The sequence below is a fragment of the Streptomyces sp. NPDC051578 genome (assembly GCF_044454045.1).
In the GTDB taxonomy this organism is placed as follows: Bacteria; Actinomycetota; Actinomycetes; order Streptomycetales; family Streptomycetaceae; genus Streptomyces.
Genome location: NZ_JBITDH010000010.1, coordinates 141,607 through 160,459, shown reverse-complemented (window position 1 = coordinate 160,459; position 18,853 = coordinate 141,607). Strand labels below are relative to the sequence as shown.

Genomic DNA, 18,853 nt, shown 5'->3' with positions numbered 1-18,853 from the left:
GGCTCGCACTTCGCGAACTACCGCGAGGCCTGGGAAGCCAACCGCCTGATCGCCAAGGGCAAGATCCACCCCACCCTTTCGAAGGTGTACTCGCTGGGGGACACCGGCCAGGCCGCCTACGACGTCCACCGCAACCTCCACCAGGGCAAGGTCGGCGTCCTCGCCCTGGCCCCCGAGGAGGGCCTGGGCGTGCGCGACCACGAGATGCGGGCCGAGCACCTGGACGCGATCAACCGCTTCCGCAACATCTGACAGCCGACACGTCCGATCGTTCAAGGGCCAAAGGGACAGCCTGAGATGACAGAGCGCCAGAAAGACCGACCGTGGCTCATGCGGACGTACGCCGGCCACTCCACGGCCGAGGCGTCCAACGAGCTGTACCGCCGCAACCTCGCCAAGGGCCAGACCGGCCTGTCGGTCGCGTTCGACCTGCCGACGCAGACCGGCTACGACCCGGACCACATCCTCGCCCGCGGCGAGGTGGGCCGGGTCGGGGTCCCGGTCTCCCATCTGGGCGACATGCGGCGGCTGTTCCAGGACATCCCCCTGGAGCAGATGAACACCTCGATGACGATCAACGCCACCGCCATGTGGCTGCTGGCGCTCTATCAGGTGGCCGCCGAGGAGCAGGGAGCGGACATCTCCAAGCTCCAGGGCACCACCCAGAACGACATCGTCAAGGAGTACCTCTCGCGCGGGACGCACGTCTTCCCGCCCGGGCCCTCGCTCCGCCTGACGACGGACATGATCGCCTACACGGTCAACCACATCCCGAAGTGGAACCCGATCAACATCTGCTCGTACCACCTCCAGGAGGCGGGGGCGACCCCGGTCCAGGAGATCTCGTACGCGATGTCCACCGCGATCGCCGTCCTGGACTCGGTGCGCGACTCCGGGCAGGTTCCGGAGGAACGTTTCGGTGAGGTGGTCGCCCGTATCTCCTTCTTCGTGAACGCGGGCGTCCGCTTCATCGAGGAGATGTGCAAGATGCGCGCCTTCGGCCGGATCTGGGACCAGGTCACCCGCGAGCGCTACGGCATCGAGGACGCCAAGCAGCGGCGCTTCCGGTACGGCGTCCAGGTCAACTCCCTCGGACTGACCGAGGCGCAGCCGGAGAACAACGTCCAGCGCATCGTGCTGGAGATGCTGGCGGTCACCCTCTCCAAGGACGCCCGCGCCCGCGCGGTGCAGCTGCCGGCCTGGAACGAGGCGCTGGGCCTGCCCCGGCCCTGGGACCAGCAGTGGTCGCTGCGCATCCAGCAGGTCCTCGCCCACGAGAGCGACCTGCTGGAGTACGAGGACATCTTCGCCGGCTCCCACGTCATCGAGGCCAAGGTCGAGTCCCTGGTGGCCGAGTGCCTGGAGGAGATCGACCGGATCCAGGAGATGGGCGGCGCGATGGCCGCCGTCGAGTCGGGCTACCTCAAGTCCCAGCTCGTCTCCTCGCACGCCGAGCGGCGCGCCCGGATCGAGGCCGGCGAGGACAAGATCGTCGGCGTCAACTGCTTCCAGCAGACGGAGGAGAACCCGCTCACGGCCGACCTGGACGGCGCCATCATGACGGTGGACGGGGCGGTGGAGGCGCAGATCGTCGAGCGCATCGTCCGCTGGCGCGCCGAGCGCCAGGAGTCCTCGGACCGGCAGGGCGACGGCGACCCGTTCGTCTTCCCGACGGTGATGCAGGCCCTGGACCGGCTCAAGGAGGCCGCCGCCGGGACCGAGAACCTGATGGAGGCCACCTTGGAGTGCGCCCGCGCCGGTGTCACCACCGGTGAATGGGCGAGCGCGCTGCGCGAGGTGTTCGGCGAGTTCCGCGCGCCGACCGGCGTCTCCTCGGCGCCGGTGGCCGTCACCGCCGAGGAGGGCACCCCGATGGCCCTCGTCCGCGAGAAGGTCGCCCGTACGGCCGAGGAGCTGGGCTCCGGGCGGCTGCGCCTGCTGGTCGGCAAGCCCGGCCTGGACGGCCACTCCAACGGCGCGGAGCAGATCGCGGTGCGGGCCCGTGACGCGGGCTTCGAGGTGGTCTACCAGGGCATCCGGCTGACGCCGGAGGAGATCTCCTCGGCCGCGCTGGCCGAGGACGTGCACTGCGTGGGACTGTCCATCCTGTCCGGCTCACACTGCGCGCTCGTCCCCGACGTACTGGAACGCCTGCGTCTGGCGGGGGCGGGTGACATACCCGTCATCGTGGGCGGCATCATCCCCAATGCCGACGCGGTGACACTGAAAGCGGCCGGGGTGGCCGCCGTATTCACACCCAAGGACTTCGGCATCACGGAGATCATCGGCCGTATCGTCGACGAGATCCGCAAAGCGAACAAGCTCGACCCCATGGAGGTTCCCGCATGACCACGCCCGCTTCCCCGGTGAACCGGCTGCGGCCGCGCCGCTCCTGCCTCGCGGTGCCGGGTTCGAACCCGCGTTTCCTGGAGAAGGCCCAGGGCCTGCCGGCCGACCAGGTCTTCCTCGACCTGGAGGACGCCTGCGCCCCCCTCGCCAAGGAGGGCGCGCGCCACACGATCGTGGACGCGCTGAACAACGGCGACTGGACCGGCAAGACCCGTGTGGTGCGCGTCAACGACTGGACCACCCACTGGACGTACCGTGACGTCATCACGGTCGTCGAGGGCGCCGGCCAGAACCTCGACTGCATCATGCTGCCGAAGGTGCAGGACGCCCAGCAGGTCGTGGCGCTCGACCTGCTGCTGACGCAGATCGAGAAGACCATGGGCTTCGAGGTCGGCAAGATCGGCATCGAGGCGCAGATCGAGAACGCCAAGGGCCTGGTGAACGTCGACGCGATCGCCGGCGCCTCCCCCCGGCTGGAGACCATCATCTTCGGCCCGGCCGACTTCATGGCCTCCATCAACATGAAGTCCCTGGTCGTGGGCATGCAGCCGCCCGGCTACCCGGCGGACGCCTACCACTACATCCTGATGCGGATCCTGATGGCGGCCCGCATGCACGACCTCCAGGCGATCGACGGCCCCTTCCTGCAGATCCGCGACGTCGACGCGTACCGCGAGGTCGCCGGGCGGGCCGCGGCCCTCGGCTTCGACGGCAAGTGGGTGCTGCACCCCGGCCAGGTCGACGCGGCGAACGAGGTCTTCTCCCCGTCCCAGGAGGACTACGACCACGCCGAGATGATCCTCGACGCGTACGACTGGTGCACCTCCGAGGCCGGCGGCAAGAAGGGCTCGGCGATGCTCGGCGACGAGATGATCGACGAGGCCAGCCGCAAGATGGCCCTGGTCATCGCGGGCAAGGGCCGCGCCGCCGGCATGCAGCGCACCACCAAGTTCGAACACCCCGAGACCGAGAAGACGGCGGAGGCGTAGGGCCATGCAGTTCGGACGCACGTACGAGGAGTTCGAGGTCGGGGCCGTCTACAAGCACTGGCCCGGGAAGACGGTCACGGAGTACGACGACCACCTCTTCTGCCTGCTGACCATGAACCACCACCCGCTGCACATGGACAGCAACTACGCCGAGAACACCACCGACTTCGGCAAGAACGTGGTCGTCGGCAACTACATCTACTCGCTGCTGCTCGGCATGTCGGTCCCCGACGTCTCGGGGAAGGCCATCGCCAACCTGGAGATCGAGTCGCTGCGGCACGTGGCGCCGACCTTCCACGGCGACACCATCTACGGCGAGACCACGGTCCTCGACAAGACCCCCTCGAAGTCGAAGAACGACCGCGGGATCGTCTACGTGGAGACCAAGGGCTACAAGCAGGACGGCACCCTCGTCTGCGTCTTCCGGCGCAAGGTGATGGTCCCGACCGAGACGTACATCAAGGAGCGCGGCGGCGAGCAGCCCGGGCGCCCGCAGCTCAAGGAACAGGGGAAGTAAGAGCCATGACCCGACTTGCCCAGACCGCCGGCCTCAACGAGGTCCAGCGCGAGATCCTCAAGACGGTCCGCGAGTTCGTCGACAAGGAGATCATCCCGGTCGCGACCGAGCTGGAGCACCGCGACGAGTACCCGCAAGCGATCGTCGACGGTCTCAAGGAACTCGGCCTGTTCGGCCTGATGATCCCGGAGGAGTACGGCGGTCTGGGTGAGTCGCTGCTCACCTACGCGCTGTGCGTCGAGGAGATAGCGCGTGGCTGGATGTCCGTCTCGGGCATCATCAACACCCACTTCATCGTGGCGTACATGCTCAAGCAGCACGGTACGCAGGAGCAGAAGGACCACTTCCTCCCGCGCATGGCGCTGGGCGAGGTCCGCGGCGCGTTCTCGATGTCGGAGCCTGGCCTGGGCTCGGACGTGTCGGCCATCACGTCCAAGGCGGTGAAGGACGGTGACGAGTACGTCCTGAACGGCCAGAAGATGTGGCTCACCAACGGCGGCACCTCCACGCTGGTGGCCGTTCTGGTCCGGAGTGACGAAGGACACCCGGAGGGGACCGCCCCGCACAAGTCGATGACGACGTTCCTGGTCGAGAAGGAGCCCGGCTTCGGTGAGGTCCGTCCGGGCCTGACCATCCCGGGCAAGATCGACAAGATGGGCTACAAGGGCGTGGACACGACCGAGCTCATCATGGACGGACTGCGCATTCCGGCCAATCGGGTGCTCGGCGGCCAGACCGGCCGAGGGTTTTACCAAATGATGGACGGGGTCGAGGTCGGCCGTGTCAACGTGGCGGCGCGTGGCTGCGGCGTCGCTCAGCGTGCATTCGAGCTGGGTGTCTCCTATGCCCAGCAACGTCACACTTTCGGCAAGGCGATCGCCGAGCACCAGGCCATCCAGTTCAAGCTGGCCGAAATGGCTACCAAGGTCGAAGCCGCCCATGCGATGATGGTCAACGCAGCACGCAAAAAGGACTCCGGGGAACGAAACGACCTCGAAGCGGGGATGGCGAAGTACCTCGCCTCCGAGTACTGCAAGGAGGTGGTGGAGGACGCCTTCCGTATCCATGGCGGGTACGGATTCTCGAAGGAGTACGAGATCGAGCGCCTCTACCGGGAAGCCCCGATGCTGCTGATCGGTGAAGGTACGGCCGAGATCCAGAAAATGATCATCGGGCGACGCCTGCTTGAGGAGTACCGACTCCAGGGCTGAAAGTCCCTTTTGCGGCGGATCGCCGGACGGTTTTCCGCAAAAGGGTCACTGCCAGTCACTGGCCGACGGTCATCGACTCGGCTTCTGGCTTGCCCAGTTGTTGCGTGCAACCGATAGCATTCCAGTAAAGCCGCCGTCCCGTCCCCCCGTTTGCGGCGCGGCATCACCCGCTACGAAGGTCATCCATGCCCCACAGCCAAACCTCTGCACCTCGCGTCGGCCTCCTCGGTGGACGCCTCGCGCGCGGAGCATCGCCGTGGCTCCTGCCGACCGTCGCCACCGCGGCGCTCAGCCTCACCCGGGCCCGCAAGTCCGGACGCTGGGCCGCGGCGGCCGTGCCCGCCACCGCTCTCGCGGCGGGCATGCTGTGGTTCTTCCGCGACCCCGAGCGCGAAATCGCACAGGGCCGCGTCATCTCGCCCGCCGACGGCGTGGTGCAGAGCATCATGCCGTGGAAGGACGGGCGCACTCGCGTCGCGATCTTCATGAGCCCCCTGAACGTCCACGTCAACCGTGCGCCGCTGGCCGGCACGGTGACGTCCGTGGAGCACATCCCCGGCGGGTTCGTCCCGGCGTTCAACAAGGAGAGCGAGAACAACGAGCGCGTCGTCTGGCACTTCGACACCGAGCTCGGCGACATCGAGATGGTGCAGATCGCCGGTGCCGTCGCGCGTCGCATCGTCCCCTACCTGCCGGCCGGCACCAAGGTGGAGCAGGGCGAACGCATCGGTCTGATCCGCTTCGGCTCGCGCGTCGACATCTACCTCCCCGAGGGCGTCGAGGTCGCGGTCGAGGTCGGTCAGGCCACCACCGCGGGGGTGACCCGAATTGACCGTGACTGACCCTGAGACCCCTGCCACAGGCTGGGTTCCCGAGGCCAAGGACGAGGACGCGGACGCGGAAGACATGCCGCTCTCACTGCGGCTGTCGATAGCGGACACCCTCACCCTCGGCAACGCGACCTGCGGATTCATGGCGGTGTACTTCACCACCACCGGAATCCTCATCCCGCACCTCACCGGCAGCGGCGAGTCGGGCATGGCCCGGCACAGCGCGGCGACCGCGGTGATACTGATGCTGCTCGCGGCGGTCTTCGACCTCTTCGACGGCATCGTGGCCCGCAAGCTGCGCAGCTCGCCGATGGGCGCCGAGCTGGACAACCTGTCGGACCTGATCAGCTTCGGGCTGGCGCCGGCGTACTTCGTGCTCGTGTACGGCATGGTCGCGGATGACGCGCACCAGAAGATGTCGGCGCTGGCGGCGATCGTGGTGCTGCTGGCCGTGGTGCTGAGGCTGGCGAGATTCAGCTGCGTGACGATGAAGGACGGCATGTTCCAGGGCATGCCGAGCCCCTTCGGAGCGCTGACGGTCGTCTCCGTCGTCCTGCTGGGGCTTCCCTTCATCCCGACGCTGCTGGCGATCATCGGGGTGGCGTGGCTGATGGTGAGCCGGGTCGAGTACCCCAAGCCGCGGGGTGTCCTCGCGGTGGCGATGCTCAGCTGGATCATCGGGGCGATGGGGCTGCTGGCGGCCTGGGCGTTCGACGCCCCGGGCGGTCAGCTGCTGCTCCAGACCGGGTGCGCGCTGCAGATCGCCCTGGCGGCGACGATCCCGCTGTTCGCGACGACCCGTCGCGCGAACACCTTCCGGCACAACCGGCGTGAGGCGCGAGCCGCCACGCGCTAGTGCCGGCCGCTGTTTCACGAAGGGCCCCCGGGCGCCGTCAAGGCCCCGGGGGCCCTTCCGCGTCCGCACCCCGGCGCTCGACCGCAACGGGCCGGGTGTGCGGCCGCCGCCCCCCGTGGGGCGGAGCCTCCGTCACAGCGTCGCGGGGGCCCGCGCCGATGCGGTCGTCGACCCGGCGGCCGGCGGTGGCCGTACGCTTGATGTCGGAAAACTGCCAGCCGTACGCCGGGGTGGACGGGATGCTGGACGCATGTACACCGACATCGACCGCTGTGTGAGGGCCGTGCAGTCCAAGGACGCCCGCTTCGACGGATGGTTCTTCACCGCGGTGCTGACCACGCGGATCTACTGCCGGCCCAGCTGTCCCGCCGTGCCGCCCAAGGTCGAGAACATGACCTTCCTGCCCAGCGCCGCCGCCTGCCAGCAGGCCGGGTTCCGGGCTTGCAAGCGGTGCCGGCCCGACACCAGCCCCGGCTCCCCCGAGTGGAACGCCCGCGCCGACGCCGTCGCCCGCGCCATGCGGCTCATCCAGGACGGGGTCGTCGACCGCGAGGGCGTCCCCGGGTTGGCGGCCCGCCTCGGGTACTCCACGCGCCAGGTCGAACGGCAGCTGAGCACCGAACTCGGCGCCGGCCCCCTCGCCCTCGCCCGGGCACAGCGCGCGCAGACCGCCCGGCTGCTCATCGAGACCTCCGCCCTCCCCATGGGCGACGTCGCCTTCGCCGCCGGGTTCGCCTCCATCCGCGCCTTCAACGACACCGTCCGCGAGGTGTTCGCCCTCTCCCCGAGCGAGCTGCGCACCCGCTCCGCCGGGGGCCGCCACGACCAGCCCCGCATCCCCGGCTCGATCAGCCTGCGGCTCCCCTTCCGGGCACCCCTCAACCCCGACAACCTCTTCGGCCACCTCGCCGCGACCGCGGTCCCCGGCGTCGAGGAATGGCGCGACGGCGCCTACCGCCGGACGCTGCGGCTCCCGTACGGCACCGGCGTGGTCGCGCTCGCCCCGCGGCCCGACCACATCGCCTGCCAGCTCGCCCTGACCGACCTGCGGGACCTCACCATCGCCATCAGCCGCTGCCGCCGGCTGCTGGACCTGGACGCCGACCCCGAGGCCGTCGACGAGCAGCTCCGCTCGGACCCGCTGCTGGCCCCGCTCGTCGACAAGGCCCCGGGGCGCCGGGTGCCCCGTACGGTCGACGCGGCGGAGTTCGCGGTACGGGCCGTGCTCGGCCAGCAGGTTTCCACCGCGGCGGCCCGTACGCACGCGGCCCGGCTGGTCACCGCACACGGCGAGCCGGTCGCCGACCCCGACCCGGAGGGCGGGCTGACCCACCTGTTCCCGTCCCCGCAGGCCCTCGCCTCGCTGGATCCGCAGGCGCTGGCCCTGCCGCGCAGCCGCCGCGCGACCCTCACCGGCCTGGTCTCGGCCCTGGCCGACGGCTCGCTCCCGCTGGGTGTCGACAGCGACTGGGAGGCGGCCCGCGCGCGGCTGGGCACGCTGCCCGGCTTCGGCCCGTGGACCACCGAGGTCATCGCGATGCGGGCCCTCGGCGACCCGGACGCCTTCCTGCCTTCCGACCTCGGGGTCCGTCGCGCCGCCGCCGGGCTCGGACTGCCCTCCACCCCGGCCGCCCTCACCGCGCGGGCGGCCGGCTGGCGGCCGTGGCGCGCGTACGCCGTCCAGTACCTGTGGGCCACCGACAGCCACCCCATCAACCACCTGCCCGTCTGAGGAGTACGACCCGCCATGAACAGCAGCAGCAAGCAGCACACCGTCGTCGACAGCCCGTACGGCCCCCTGACCCTCGTGGCCACCGACGGCGTACTCAGCGGCCTGTACATGACCGGCCAGCGACACCGCCCGCAGGAGGAGTCCTTCGGCGAGCGGGTCTCGCCCGTCGAAGAGCCCTTCCCCGACGTCGCGCGCCAGCTGACCGCGTACTTCGCCGGGGAGCTCACCGAATTCACCGTCCCCGTACGGCTGGAGGGAACGGCGTTCCAGCGCAGCGTGTGGGAACAGCTCGTGCGCATCCCCTACGGACAGACCTGGTCCTACGGTGAGCTCGCCGCGAAGCTCGGCAAGCCGGGTGCGTCCCGGGCCGTGGGCCTGGCCAACGGCAAGAACCCGGTCGGCATCATCGTCCCGTGCCACCGGGTGATCGGTGCCTCGGGTTCGATGACCGGCTACGGCGGCGGCGTCGAGCGCAAGGTCCGGCTGCTGGCCTTCGAGGCCGGCGAGCGGGCCCTGCCGGTCTGAACGGGCGTCTGCAAAGGGCCCGCGCCCGGGCATGGGCCGAAGAGGCTGTCCCGTGATCACCGGCGGCCTCGCGGCGGCTCGCGGGGCCGGATCGCCCGGCGGATCGCGGGGCGGCCGTCAGATGACCGCGAGCGGCACCAGCAGTGCGAACCCGGCGCCGGCCTCGACCGCGTAGGCGTACAGGGAGGGGTGCTGGACGGGCGCGGCGAGCAGGACCACGCTCCGCTGCTCGGCCGCCGCCGACACCCATTCCTCGTCGGCGCCGAGCTTGCCCTGGTACCAGCCCTCGCAGCTGCCGGGCCCGGTGACGGCGAGGAGGTCGTCCTCACGGCGGTAGAAGGCCTGCCAGTCGGTGGCCGGGACCGACCAGGCGTCGAAGTCGGCGAACTCGGCCCAGCCGCCGTCGCGTATCGCGCCGTCGAACAGCCACACCGGCGTCCCCTCGGGCGTGACCTCGCCGCCGGCCTGCTCGTCGGTGGTGAAGTGGACCATGGGGAGGGCGTCCGGTCCGTCGGCCGTGCTCGGCCAGGCGTACATCGTGATCATGCGCTGCATTCTGTCCTGGTCGGAGTAGGCCTCGGATAACGGTGTTACGCGTCCGCCGGGCGGCGGCCGTTCTCCAGCTCGACGGTGCTCGCGCCCGACTCCAGGACCCGGTAGGCCTCTTGGACGCGGCGGCCGAGCGATCCGAGGAGGTACGTGGTCAGTTCGGCCGGTGCGACCAGCTTCCAGGAGAGCAGTTCCTCCTCCTGGAGCCTGATGGAGGCGAGTTGCCCGGCGTCCAGCACACCGCCGTCGTAGAGGTACGCGACCAGCGGGGGGCGGCCGGCGTCCACGCTCCAGTCCACGGCGAGCAGCCGGCCGAGCGGCTGGTCGATGCCGATCTCCTCGGCGCTCTCGCGCCGCGCGGCGGTCCGCGGCGACTCGTTCCGGTCGGACTCGACGGTGCCTCCCGGCAGGGCCCACCCCTCGCGGTAGTTGGGTTCGACGAGGAGTACCCGGCCCTCGGCGTCCCGGAAGAGGGCGGCCGCGCCCGCCAGCACCCGGGGCAGGCTCGCGATGTAGGTGGCGTAGTCATCCGTGGTGGTCACGCCGCCACCCTACCCAGGCGGCCGGGGACGCGTGGATCATGCCCCGGGCACGGCCCGGCCGCCGTCCGCGCCGTCTCACTCCTCGGACTACGCGAGGCGCTCGCGCCGCGGGCGGCGGGCCCGACCCGGGCCGTATGTACCCGTTTGGGGGTATGGGTCGCCCGTGTGTCCCAGGCCACCCATGGGCATAGGAGGATCCTCCGGATAGGCTCAGGGCGGCGCGACTGCACTGTTCGATAGCAAGGGATCAGCAAAGGTGACGGACGGAGCAGTAACTGAGGCCGCGCGCGTGCTCATCGCCGCGGACAAATTCAAGGGCTCGCTCACGGCCGTACAGGTCGCGGAGCGGGTGACGGCCGGCCTTCGCAAGGCCGTACCGGGCGTGGAGATCGAGACCCTCCCCGTCGCGGACGGCGGCGACGGTACGGTCGCGGCCGCCGTCGCGGCCGGTTTCGAACGCCGGGAGGTACGGGTCACCGGGCCCCTCGGCGACCAGGTCACGGCCGCTTTCGCACTGCGCGGCCCGACGGCCGTGGTCGAGATGGCTGAGGCCTCCGGACTCCAGCTGCTGCCCCAGGGCGTCTTCGCCCCGCTGACGGCGACCACGTACGGCTCGGGCGAGCTGCTCAAAGCCGCCCTGGACGCGGGCGCGCGCTCGATCGTCTTCGGCGTGGGCGGCAGCGCGACCACCGACGGCGGTGCGGGGATGCTCGCGGCCCTCGGCGCGGTGTTCCTGGACGCGAACGGTGAACCGGTCGGTCCGGGCGGCGGCGCGCTGGCCTCCCTTGCCACGGCGGACCTGTCCGGCGTCGACCCGCGCTTCGCGGATGTGGACTTCGTGCTCGCGAGCGACGTGGACAACCCGCTGACGGGCCCGAAGGGCGCGCCCGCGGTGTACGGGCCGCAGAAGGGGGCCTCCCCCGAGGACGTGGCGACGCTGGACGCGGCGCTCGCGCACTTCGCGGTGGTCCTGGAGAAGGCGATCGGCGCGAAGGCCACCGAGTGCGCGCTGCTGCCCGGCGCCGGCGGCGCGGGCGGCATCGGCTACGGGGCGCTGCTGCTCGGGGCGACGTTCCGTCCCGGGATCGAGCTGATGCTGGAGGTGCTGGGCTTCGCTCCGGCGCTGGAGCGGGCCACGCTGGTGATCACCGGCGAGGGCTCGCTGGACGAGCAGACCCTGCACGGCAAGGCCCCGGCCGGTGTCGCGGCGGCGGCCCGGGCGGCGGGCAAGGAGGTCGTGGCGGTGTGCGGGCGGCTGCTGCTGGGGCAGGAGGCGCTGCGGGCGGCCGGGATCCGGCGGGCGTACCCGCTGACGGAGATCGAGCCGGACCCGGCGAAGTGCATCGCGAATGCCGGTCCGCTGCTGGAGCAGGTGGCGGCCAACATCGCGGCCGACGTGCTCTGACGCGTCAGGAGACGAAGAGGGCCGGTCCCCGTGCGGGGGCCGGCCCTCTCTCGTGCACCGCCCCGCGGACTACGCGGTGAGCCGGACCCGGGACGCGGCGAGCAGCTCTGCGGTGGCGACGACGCGGGCGAAGCCGCCGCCGTGGAGGTTGACGGCGGTGGCGGTGGCCAGCTCGTCGGCGCTCAGGCGGGCGCCGTCCGGGCCCGCGAGGTCGAAGGTGTGCGTGGCGTCCAGGGGGACGAGGACGTCGTAGCCGAGGTTCCCGGCCATCCGGGCGGTGGTCTCCACGCACATGTTCGTCTGGATCCCGGCGACGACGAGCTGGCCGATGCCCTGGGCGGTGAGCCACTCCGCCAGGTCGGGGGTGCCATAGAAGGAGGAGTTCACCGTCTTGGTGACGTGCAGCGCGGCCGACTCCCGGCGCTCCTCGACGAAGTCCTGGAAGGCGTAGCCGGGCTGGTCGGCGGCCAGGACGGAGCCGGTCGTCCGCGAGGCGTGCTGGACGAGCACCACCGGGCGCCCGGACTCCTGCCAGGTGTCCATCAGGGCGGCCATGTTGGCCTCTGCGGCCGGGTTGTTGCGCGGCCCCCAGTAGGAGGCGTCGCCGAAGCCCTTCTGCACGTCGATGATCAGCAGGGCACTGTTCGGGGCGATCTCGATCTCGTTCGTCGTCATGGCTCCATCGTGTCCGCGGCCGCGCCGGCCCGACAGGGCCACCGGAGCCCCGGACCGATGGGATCCTGCCAGGTTGGCAGTGACAGCCGGGGTTCTGGGAGAATCGATGCATGCAGCGCGTCGCGATCGTCGTCCAGCCCGGCATCCGTGCCTTCGACCTCGCCGTGATCACGGAGGTCTGGGGCCCCGACCGCAGCCGCTCCGGGGTGCCTTCCTTCGAGCTGCGCCGCTGCGCCCCGGCGCCCGGTCCGGTGGCACTGCCCGGCGGACTGACCCTCGTGCCCGACCGGGGCCTCGACTGGCTGGCCGAGGCCGATCTGGTCGTCGTACCGGCGCTCGCGGAGCCCGACGATCCGAGCCCCGCGCCCGTGCTGGCCGCCCTGCGGGAGGCGCACGCCCGGGGCACGCCGGTGGCCGCCCTGTGCGCCGGTGCGTTCGTCCTGGCCGAGGCGGGGCTGCTGGAGGGCCGCCGGGCGGTGACGCACTGGTGGCTGGCGCCGCGGCTGGCCGCCCGCTACCCCACGGTGCTGGTCGAGGAGGCCCCGCTGTACGTGGAGGACTCGGGGGTGTGGACCTCCGCCGGGGTCGCCTCCGGCATCGACCTGTGCCTGCACCTCGTGCGCGAGGCCCACGGCGCGGAGGCCGCCGCGGCGATCGCCCGCTCCATGGTGACGGGCCCGTTCCGCCCCGGGGACCACGCCCAGTACCTCGACCGGCCCACTCCGGCCGCGGACCGGACCGCCGAGGCGCTGGCCGCCGTACGGGAGCGGGCGCTGCGCCGGCTGCACGAGCCCCTGGACGTGGCCACCATGGCCCGCTGGGCGGGGATGTCGCCGCGCTCCTTCGCCCGGCACTTCGCCGCGGCCACGGGCAGCACCCCGCACAAGTGGCTGCTCGGCCACCGCCTCGACGCGGCCCGCCGGCTGCTGGAGCGCACCGACCATCCGGTCCCGGAAGTGGCCCGCCGCGCCGGGTTCGCCAGCGAGGTCACCTTCCGCCAGCACTTCACCGCGTACGTCGGCCAGAGCCCGCGCGCGTACCGCGCGGCTGCCGCCGCCATCCCAAATCACCGCGACAGTGTTAGAAATGGCTCATGACCGGACGTTCGGGTCGACCCAGGGAATCGCCGCCGGCGGGCCGGCCCCCGGGCCTGCTCGCGCGCTTCGCCCACGTCCCCGGGAGCGTCGCCGGCCAGGTGTTCCTCCTCCAGGCGGTGATCGTGCTGGTGCTGATCACCGCCGCCACGCTGGCGCTGGTGTTCCAGGCCCGGTACGACAGCGCCCGCGACGCCCGCAACCGTTCACTCGCGGCGGCCGAGGCCTTCGCCCATGCGCCCGGCCTGCCCGCCGCCCTGCGCTCGCCGGACCCCTCGGCCGTGCTCCAGCCCCTGGCCGACGCCGCCCGCCGCGCCTCCGGCGTCGACTTCATCGCCGTGTTGAACAAGAACGGCGTCCGCTACACCGACGCCCGGCCCGACCTCATCGGCAAGCGTGCCACCGGTGACCTCTCGCGCGCCGTCCACGGGGAGCCCTTCACCGAGACGTTCAAGGGCGCCCCCAGCGACGCGGTGCGCGCGGTGGTCCCCGTGCAGGACGCCTCGGGGGCCGTCGTCGGACTCGTCGCCACCGGCATCGAGATCGCGAACGTCGGCGAGGCGGTCGGCAACCAGCTGCCCCTGCTGCTCGGCTCGGCGGCCGGCGCCCTGCTGCTGGGCACCGGGGGCGCGGCCCTCGTCAGCCGCAGGCTGCGGCGCCAGACCCGGGGCCTGGGCGAGGCCGAGATGACCCGGATGAACGAGCACCACGAGGCGGTCCTGCACGCCGTGCGCGAGGGGGTGCTCATCATGGGTGCGGACCACCGGCTGGTGCTCGCCAACGACGAGGCACGACGGCTGCTGGACCTGCCGCCCGACGCCGAACAGCGGCACGTCACCGACCTCGGCCTGGACCCCCGTACGGCGGACCTGCTGGCCTCCGGGCGGGTCGTGACGGACGAGGTCCACCTGGCCGGGGACCGCCTCCTCGCCGTCAACGTCCGGCCCACCAAGCCCTACCGGGGCATGCCCTCGGGCAGCGTCATGACGCTGCGCGACTCCACAGAGCTCACCGCGCTCTCGGGGCGCGCCGAAGTGGCCCGCGGACGGCTCCAGCTGCTGTACGACGCGGGGGTGCGGATCGGCACCACCCTGGACGTGGTGCGCACCGCCGAGGAACTGTCGGAGGTCGCCGTTCCGCGCTTCGCGGACTTCGTCACCGTCGAGCTGCTGGAGCCCGTGCTGCGGGGCGAGGAGCCCTCGGCGCTGTCCGGCGTGTACACCGAGATGCGCCGGGCCGCGATGAGCGGGGTGCGCACCGACCAGCCGCTGCAACCGGTCGGGGAGATCATCCGGTTCGTGGTGCCGACCGCGCCGATGGCCTCGGCGCTGGCCGCCGGGCGGGCGGTGCTGGCGGCGGACCTGAACACCGCCTTCGGCTGGCGGGCCCAGGACGCCGAGGGTACCCGGCTGGCGCTGGAGTACGGGCTGCACTCGCTGATCTCGGTGCCGCTGCAGGCGCGGGGCGTGGTGCTGGGCATGGCCAACTTCTGGCGGGCCGACACCCCGGACGCCTTCGACGAGGAGGACCTGTCCTTCGCCGAGGAGCTGGGCGCGCGCGCCGCCGTCTCCATCGACAACGCCCGCCGCTTCACCCGGGAGCACTCCACGGCGGTGACGCTCCAGCGCAGCCTGCTGCCCCGGGTACTGCCCGAGCTGAGCGCCGTGGACGTGGCGTTCCGGTACCTGCCCGCGCAGGCGGGGGTGGGCGGCGACTGGTTCGACGTGATCCCGTTGCCGGGCGCCCGGGTGGCCCTGGTCGTCGGCGACGTGGTCGGGCACGGGGTGCACGCCGCGGCGACGATGGGCCGGCTGCGCACCGCCGTGCACAACTTCTCGACGCTGGACCTGCCGCCGGACGAGCTGCTGGGGCACCTGGACGAGCTGATCGACCGGATCGACCGCGACGAGACGGGACTGACCGCCGAGAGCGGGGACGGCGGCGACGACCCGGCCGGCGTCACCGGCGCGACCTGCCTGTACGCCGTCTACGACCCGGTCTCCGGCCGCTGTTCGGTGGCGAGCGCGGGACACCCCGGTCCGGCGCTGGTCCACTCCGACGGCCGGGTGGAGTTCCCCGAGCTGCCGACCGGGCTGCCCCTGGGCGTGGGCGGGATGCCCTTCGAGACGGCCGAGCTGCGGCTGCCCGAGGGCAGCCGGCTCGTGCTGTTCACCGACGGGCTGCTGGAGGACCGCGACCGCGACATCGACACCGGACTGGAACTGCTCAAGGGGGCGCTGTCGACGACCGGACGCAGCCCCGATCAGGCCTGTGTGGACGTGCTGTCGGCGCTGCTGTTCCCCTCGCCCAGCGACGACATCGCGCTGCTGATCGCCGACACCCGGCGGCTGGACGCGGACCACATCGCGCAGTGGGAGGTACCGGACGACCCGGCGGCCGTCTCGCGGGTGCGCAACGCCGGTTCGGCGCAGCTCCAGGCGTGGGGTCTGGAGGAGATCTCCTTCACCGCGGAGCTGATCCTCAGCGAGCTGGTCACCAACGCCATCCGGTACGGGTCCGAGCCCATCGGGGTGCGGCTGCTGCGCGACCGCACCCTGATCTGCGAGGTGTCCGACGGCAGCAGCACCTCCCCGCACCTGCGGTACGCGGCCTCGACTGACGAGGGCGGCCGGGGCCTGTTCCTCGTCGCGCAGTACGCGGAGCGCTGGGGAACCCGGTACACCGAGCGGGGAAAGGTCATCTGGGCGGAGCTGCCGCTGACGGACGGCGGGGCGGAGCCGTTGGCGGCGCTCACCTTGGACCTGGACGAGCTGGAGGGGCTGGCCTGGTGAGGCCCGGCCCGGCGAGGCGGGCGCCCGGTGACGGGCGCCTCCCGGTGCGGCCCTACGAGGCCACCGTGCGGGCCAGGAGCACCGCCACGTCGTCCTGCGGAGCCACCGGCAGGAGCCGCTCCAGGATCTCGTCGCACAGCTGCTCCAGCGGCCGGTCCGGCTGCCCCAGCGCCCTCGCCAGCTCGTCCAGGCCCTGGTCGAGGTCGCGGTGGCGGGCCTCGATCAGCCCGTCCGTGTAGAGCGCCAGGAGGCTGCCGGGCGGCAGCGGCACCTCCTCGGTACGGAAATCCGTGCCGCCCGCTCCGAGCGGTGTCCCGGGCGGGCCGTCCAGGAAGGTCACCTTCCCGGTGGCGTCGACCACCGCGGGCGGCGGGTGCCCGGCCCGGGCGATCAGGCAGCCGCCGGCCGCCGGGTCGTGGACGGCGTAGACGCAGGTCGCCATCTCGTTCTCGCCCAGGTCGGCCACCGCGGCGTCCAGCGAGCGCAGCATCCGCTCGGGCGGCACGTCGTGGCGGGCGAGGGTCCGTACGGCGGTGCGGAGCTGCCCCATGACGGCCGCCGCGTGGATGCCGTGGCCCATCACGTCCCCGATGACCAGTCCGGTCCGGCCGCGGGGCAGCTGGATGACGTCGAACCAGTCGCCGCCGACGTCATGCGCGCTGGCGGGCAGGTACCGCCCCGTCAGTTCGAGGCCGTCGACGCGCGGCACGGCGCTGTTGGTGAGGCTGCGCTGGAGGGTGAGCGCCGCCCGCCGCTGGCCGGTGTACATACGGGCGTTGTCGATGTTGAGCGCCGCGCGGGCCACCAGCTCGTCGATCAGGACGCAGTCCTCGGCGTCGAAGGGCTCGCGCTCGCTCAGCCGGGTCACGGTGACCGCGCCGAGGACCGTGCCGCGGGCCACCAGCGGGACCAGCCGCGCCGAGCCGAGGCCGGCCAGGTACCTGCGCAGCGGGTCGGCGCGCGGGTCGGTAATGAGCGCGGGGACGTCGAAGGCGTACAGGTTCATGGGCCGGCCTTCGGCGATGACCCGTTCGTAGACGGTGCCGGCGGGGATCTTGAAGGTCTGGCCGGGGGCGAGGGCGGCCGTCGGCGCGGACGGGTCGGGGAAGCTGACGGCGAGCCTGCGCAGGACCCCGCGGTTGGAGAATGCGGCGTCGTCGGGGCCGAGGACCGCTTCCAGCAGCTGCACGTCGGCGGAGTCGGCGAGCTGCGGGACCAGCAGGTCCACGGTCTCCCGGGCGGTCTGGCCGAGGTCCAGCGTCGTCCCGATGCGGGCGCCGGCCTCGGCGAGCAGGGCGAAGCGGGTACGGGCCCGCTCGGCCTCCAGCTGCGCCCGCTGGCCTTCGGTGACGTCGATGAGGGAGGCGATCACTCCGAGGGGGCGGCCGCCCGGGTCGAGCAGGGGGGCGTAGGAGCAGGACCAGGTCCGGTCGTGACTGGGGTCGGCGGGGGTGCGGCCGGTGCGGCGGACGTCGACGACGGGGGTCCCCTGCTGCAGCACCTGCCGCATCGTCTCCTCCAGGGCGACGGCGTTGACGCCCGGGACCACCTCGGTGAGCCGTTTGCCGAGGTGGTCGGCGGCCGGGACGCCGTTCATCCGGGCCAGCGCGTCGTTGACGCGCAGGAAGCGCAAGTCGGTGCCGAGGGTGGCGAGGCCGATCGGCGACTGGGTGAACAGGCTCTGGAGGGCGGCGAGGGAGTCCCGCATGTGCAGGACCTCGGAGGTCTCCACGGCGACGAGCATGGCCCCCGGACGGCCCTGCGGGTCCAGGGCGGGCACGATCCACATCTCCATCGTCACGCGGTGCCCGTCACGGTGGCGTACGGGGAGGGTCCCGACGACGGTCTCACCCGCCTGGACGCGGCGGGTGAGGTCTTCGGCCAGCTCGCGGTTGGCGTCGGGGACGAGGACGGCGGTCCCGGGGCGGCCGATGATCTCCTCGGGGCGGTGGCCGAGCAGGTCCTGGGCGGCCAGCGACCACTGCACGACGCGGCCGTCGGCGTCCTCGCGCCACAGGGCGATCGGCAGCAGCTCCCGCAGCACGCCCGCGTACCCGACGACGCCCGGCGGCTGATCGGGTACCTCGCTCGTCAACCGGTATGTGTCCAACGCACCGACCTCACCCCGGGTGGGCCTGTTTCCTACCGATTCACCCTAACCGAGTGCCCGGCCCGCGGCCCTGCGGTCGCCGTGCGGCGGACGGCCGGGGCGGCCGCCCGCCGGGGCGGGTCAGAAGTCGACCTGGACGCGGGCGTCGGCGCGGCCCACGGACTCCAGCTCCCACATCGCGCAGTAGAGGTTGCGGATGTACTCGATGTCGGCGTCCCGGGCGCGGGCCTCCGTCACGGGGTAGAGCACGGTCAGTTCGTACGACTTCTCGCGGTTGATGTCACCCTCCTTGTCCCTCCATTGGCCGCGGCCTTCCTGGAGCGTCAGTCCGGCCGGGAAGCGGGGGGTGACGACGTCGGCGATGAACTTGTTGAACTGCTCGTCGGTGATGGGCGGCTTGCCGTCGTGCCGGCCGGTGCCGAAGTACAGGCTGGTGGAGACGTACGGTCTGCCCCGTTCCGCGGCCACGTCCTGGTTCACCGCCGAGGCGGCGGCCGGTGGCTGGAAGGTGGCGTTCGACGCCGGGCTTGCGGAGGCGAAGAACAGCACGGCCGCCGTGAGTACGGCGGCGGCTGCGGGCATCGATATCCGTATGGGGCGCATGGGGTCCCTATCTGTGGCGGTGGTCTCGGGGGGTGGAGTCTTCGGGGGGTGGGTCCTGGGGGGGGAGCCTCGGG

Annotated in this window: 16 protein-coding genes and 1 pseudogene; 12 read left to right on the top strand and 5 right to left on the bottom strand. The window is 72.0% G+C overall.

The window, feature by feature from the left end; all coding sequences use genetic code 11:
• The 9 genes and pseudogenes from ACIA6C_RS29595 to ACIA6C_RS29555 all read left to right on the top strand — a co-directional run.
• Window positions 1-252 (top strand): annotated as a pseudogene (locus ACIA6C_RS29595) (crotonyl-CoA carboxylase/reductase); the annotation flags it as partial.
• Between the two features lie 45 nt (window positions 253-297).
• Window positions 298-2,349 (top strand): protein meaA, encoded by a 2,052-nt coding sequence (locus tag ACIA6C_RS29590; protein WP_366082550.1) that lies wholly within the window; start codon window positions 298-300, stop codon window positions 2,347-2,349.
• The gene (locus ACIA6C_RS29585; protein WP_361139240.1) at window positions 2,346-3,338 is read left to right on the top strand and encodes a CoA ester lyase; all 993 of its coding nucleotides are present in this window, start codon (window positions 2,346-2,348) and stop codon (window positions 3,336-3,338) included. The genes ACIA6C_RS29590 and ACIA6C_RS29585 overlap by 4 nt, the downstream gene beginning before the upstream one ends.
• A 4-nt stretch (window positions 3,339-3,342) precedes the next feature.
• Window positions 3,343-3,855: a MaoC family dehydratase gene (locus ACIA6C_RS29580; protein WP_030155134.1), complete on the top strand. Its 513-nt coding sequence runs from the start codon at window positions 3,343-3,345 to the stop codon at window positions 3,853-3,855.
• A gap of 5 nt (window positions 3,856-3,860) precedes the next feature.
• Window positions 3,861-5,066: an acyl-CoA dehydrogenase family protein gene (locus ACIA6C_RS29575; RefSeq protein ID WP_361139237.1), complete on the top strand. Its 1,206-nt coding sequence runs from the start codon at window positions 3,861-3,863 to the stop codon at window positions 5,064-5,066.
• 185 nt (window positions 5,067-5,251) lie between these two features.
• On the top strand, window positions 5,252-5,908 hold the full coding sequence (locus ACIA6C_RS29570) for a phosphatidylserine decarboxylase (protein ID WP_136212902.1): 657 nt from the start codon (window positions 5,252-5,254) through the stop codon (window positions 5,906-5,908).
• Between the two features lie 64 nt (window positions 5,909-5,972).
• Window positions 5,973-6,752, top strand: a complete 780-nt coding sequence (gene pssA, locus ACIA6C_RS29565; RefSeq protein WP_399280444.1) for a CDP-diacylglycerol--serine O-phosphatidyltransferase — start codon at window positions 5,973-5,975, stop codon at window positions 6,750-6,752.
• Between the two features lie 250 nt (window positions 6,753-7,002).
• Entirely contained in the window at window positions 7,003-8,484 is a 1,482-nt protein-coding gene (locus ACIA6C_RS29560) for an AlkA N-terminal domain-containing protein (protein WP_361139231.1), read from the top strand.
• Between the two features lie 15 nt (window positions 8,485-8,499).
• The gene (locus ACIA6C_RS29555; protein WP_399280436.1) at window positions 8,500-9,009 is read left to right on the top strand and encodes a methylated-DNA--[protein]-cysteine S-methyltransferase; all 510 of its coding nucleotides are present in this window, start codon (window positions 8,500-8,502) and stop codon (window positions 9,007-9,009) included.
• Window positions 9,010-9,126: 117 nt separating this feature from the next.
• Here the strand turns inward: ACIA6C_RS29555 and ACIA6C_RS29550 are convergent, their stop codons facing one another.
• Together ACIA6C_RS29550 and ACIA6C_RS29545 are read right to left on the bottom strand one after the other, a co-directional pair.
• Complete coding sequence (locus ACIA6C_RS29550) at window positions 9,127-9,555, bottom strand: hypothetical protein (RefSeq protein ID WP_361139225.1); 429 nt, start codon at window positions 9,553-9,555, stop codon at window positions 9,127-9,129.
• A 44-nt stretch (window positions 9,556-9,599) separates the two neighbouring features.
• On the bottom strand, window positions 9,600-10,100 hold the full coding sequence (locus ACIA6C_RS29545) for an NUDIX hydrolase (RefSeq protein ID WP_361139223.1): 501 nt from the start codon (window positions 10,098-10,100) through the stop codon (window positions 9,600-9,602).
• Window positions 10,101-10,356: 256 nt separating this feature from the next.
• Between ACIA6C_RS29545 and ACIA6C_RS29540 the strand changes: the two genes are divergently transcribed.
• On the top strand, window positions 10,357-11,505 hold the full coding sequence (locus tag ACIA6C_RS29540) for a glycerate kinase (RefSeq protein WP_399280434.1): 1,149 nt from the start codon (window positions 10,357-10,359) through the stop codon (window positions 11,503-11,505).
• 69 nt (window positions 11,506-11,574) lie between these two features.
• Here ACIA6C_RS29540 and ACIA6C_RS29535 read toward each other — a convergent pair whose 3' ends face one another.
• Window positions 11,575-12,180, bottom strand: a complete 606-nt coding sequence (locus ACIA6C_RS29535; RefSeq protein ID WP_399280432.1) for a cysteine hydrolase family protein — start codon at window positions 12,178-12,180, stop codon at window positions 11,575-11,577.
• Window positions 12,181-12,290: 110 nt separating this feature from the next.
• On the opposite strand from ACIA6C_RS29535, the gene ACIA6C_RS29530 reads away from it, so the two are divergent.
• Both ACIA6C_RS29530 and ACIA6C_RS29525 read left to right on the top strand, forming a co-directional pair.
• The gene (locus ACIA6C_RS29530; protein WP_399280430.1) at window positions 12,291-13,277 is read left to right on the top strand and encodes a GlxA family transcriptional regulator; all 987 of its coding nucleotides are present in this window, start codon (window positions 12,291-12,293) and stop codon (window positions 13,275-13,277) included.
• On the top strand, window positions 13,274-16,066 hold the full coding sequence (locus ACIA6C_RS29525; RefSeq protein WP_399280428.1) for a SpoIIE family protein phosphatase: 2,793 nt from the start codon (window positions 13,274-13,276) through the stop codon (window positions 16,064-16,066). The genes ACIA6C_RS29530 and ACIA6C_RS29525 overlap by 4 nt, the downstream gene beginning before the upstream one ends.
• Window positions 16,067-16,118: 52 nt before the next feature.
• On the opposite strand, the gene ACIA6C_RS29520 is transcribed toward ACIA6C_RS29525, so the two are convergent.
• Entirely contained in the window at window positions 16,119-18,161 is a 2,043-nt protein-coding gene (locus tag ACIA6C_RS29520) for a SpoIIE family protein phosphatase (protein WP_399280426.1), read from the bottom strand.
• Between the two features lie 135 nt (window positions 18,162-18,296).
• Window positions 18,297-18,758: a DUF3574 domain-containing protein gene (locus ACIA6C_RS29515; protein ID WP_399280424.1), complete on the bottom strand. Its 462-nt coding sequence runs from the start codon at window positions 18,756-18,758 to the stop codon at window positions 18,297-18,299.
• Between the last annotated feature and the right edge of the window lie 95 nt (window positions 18,759-18,853).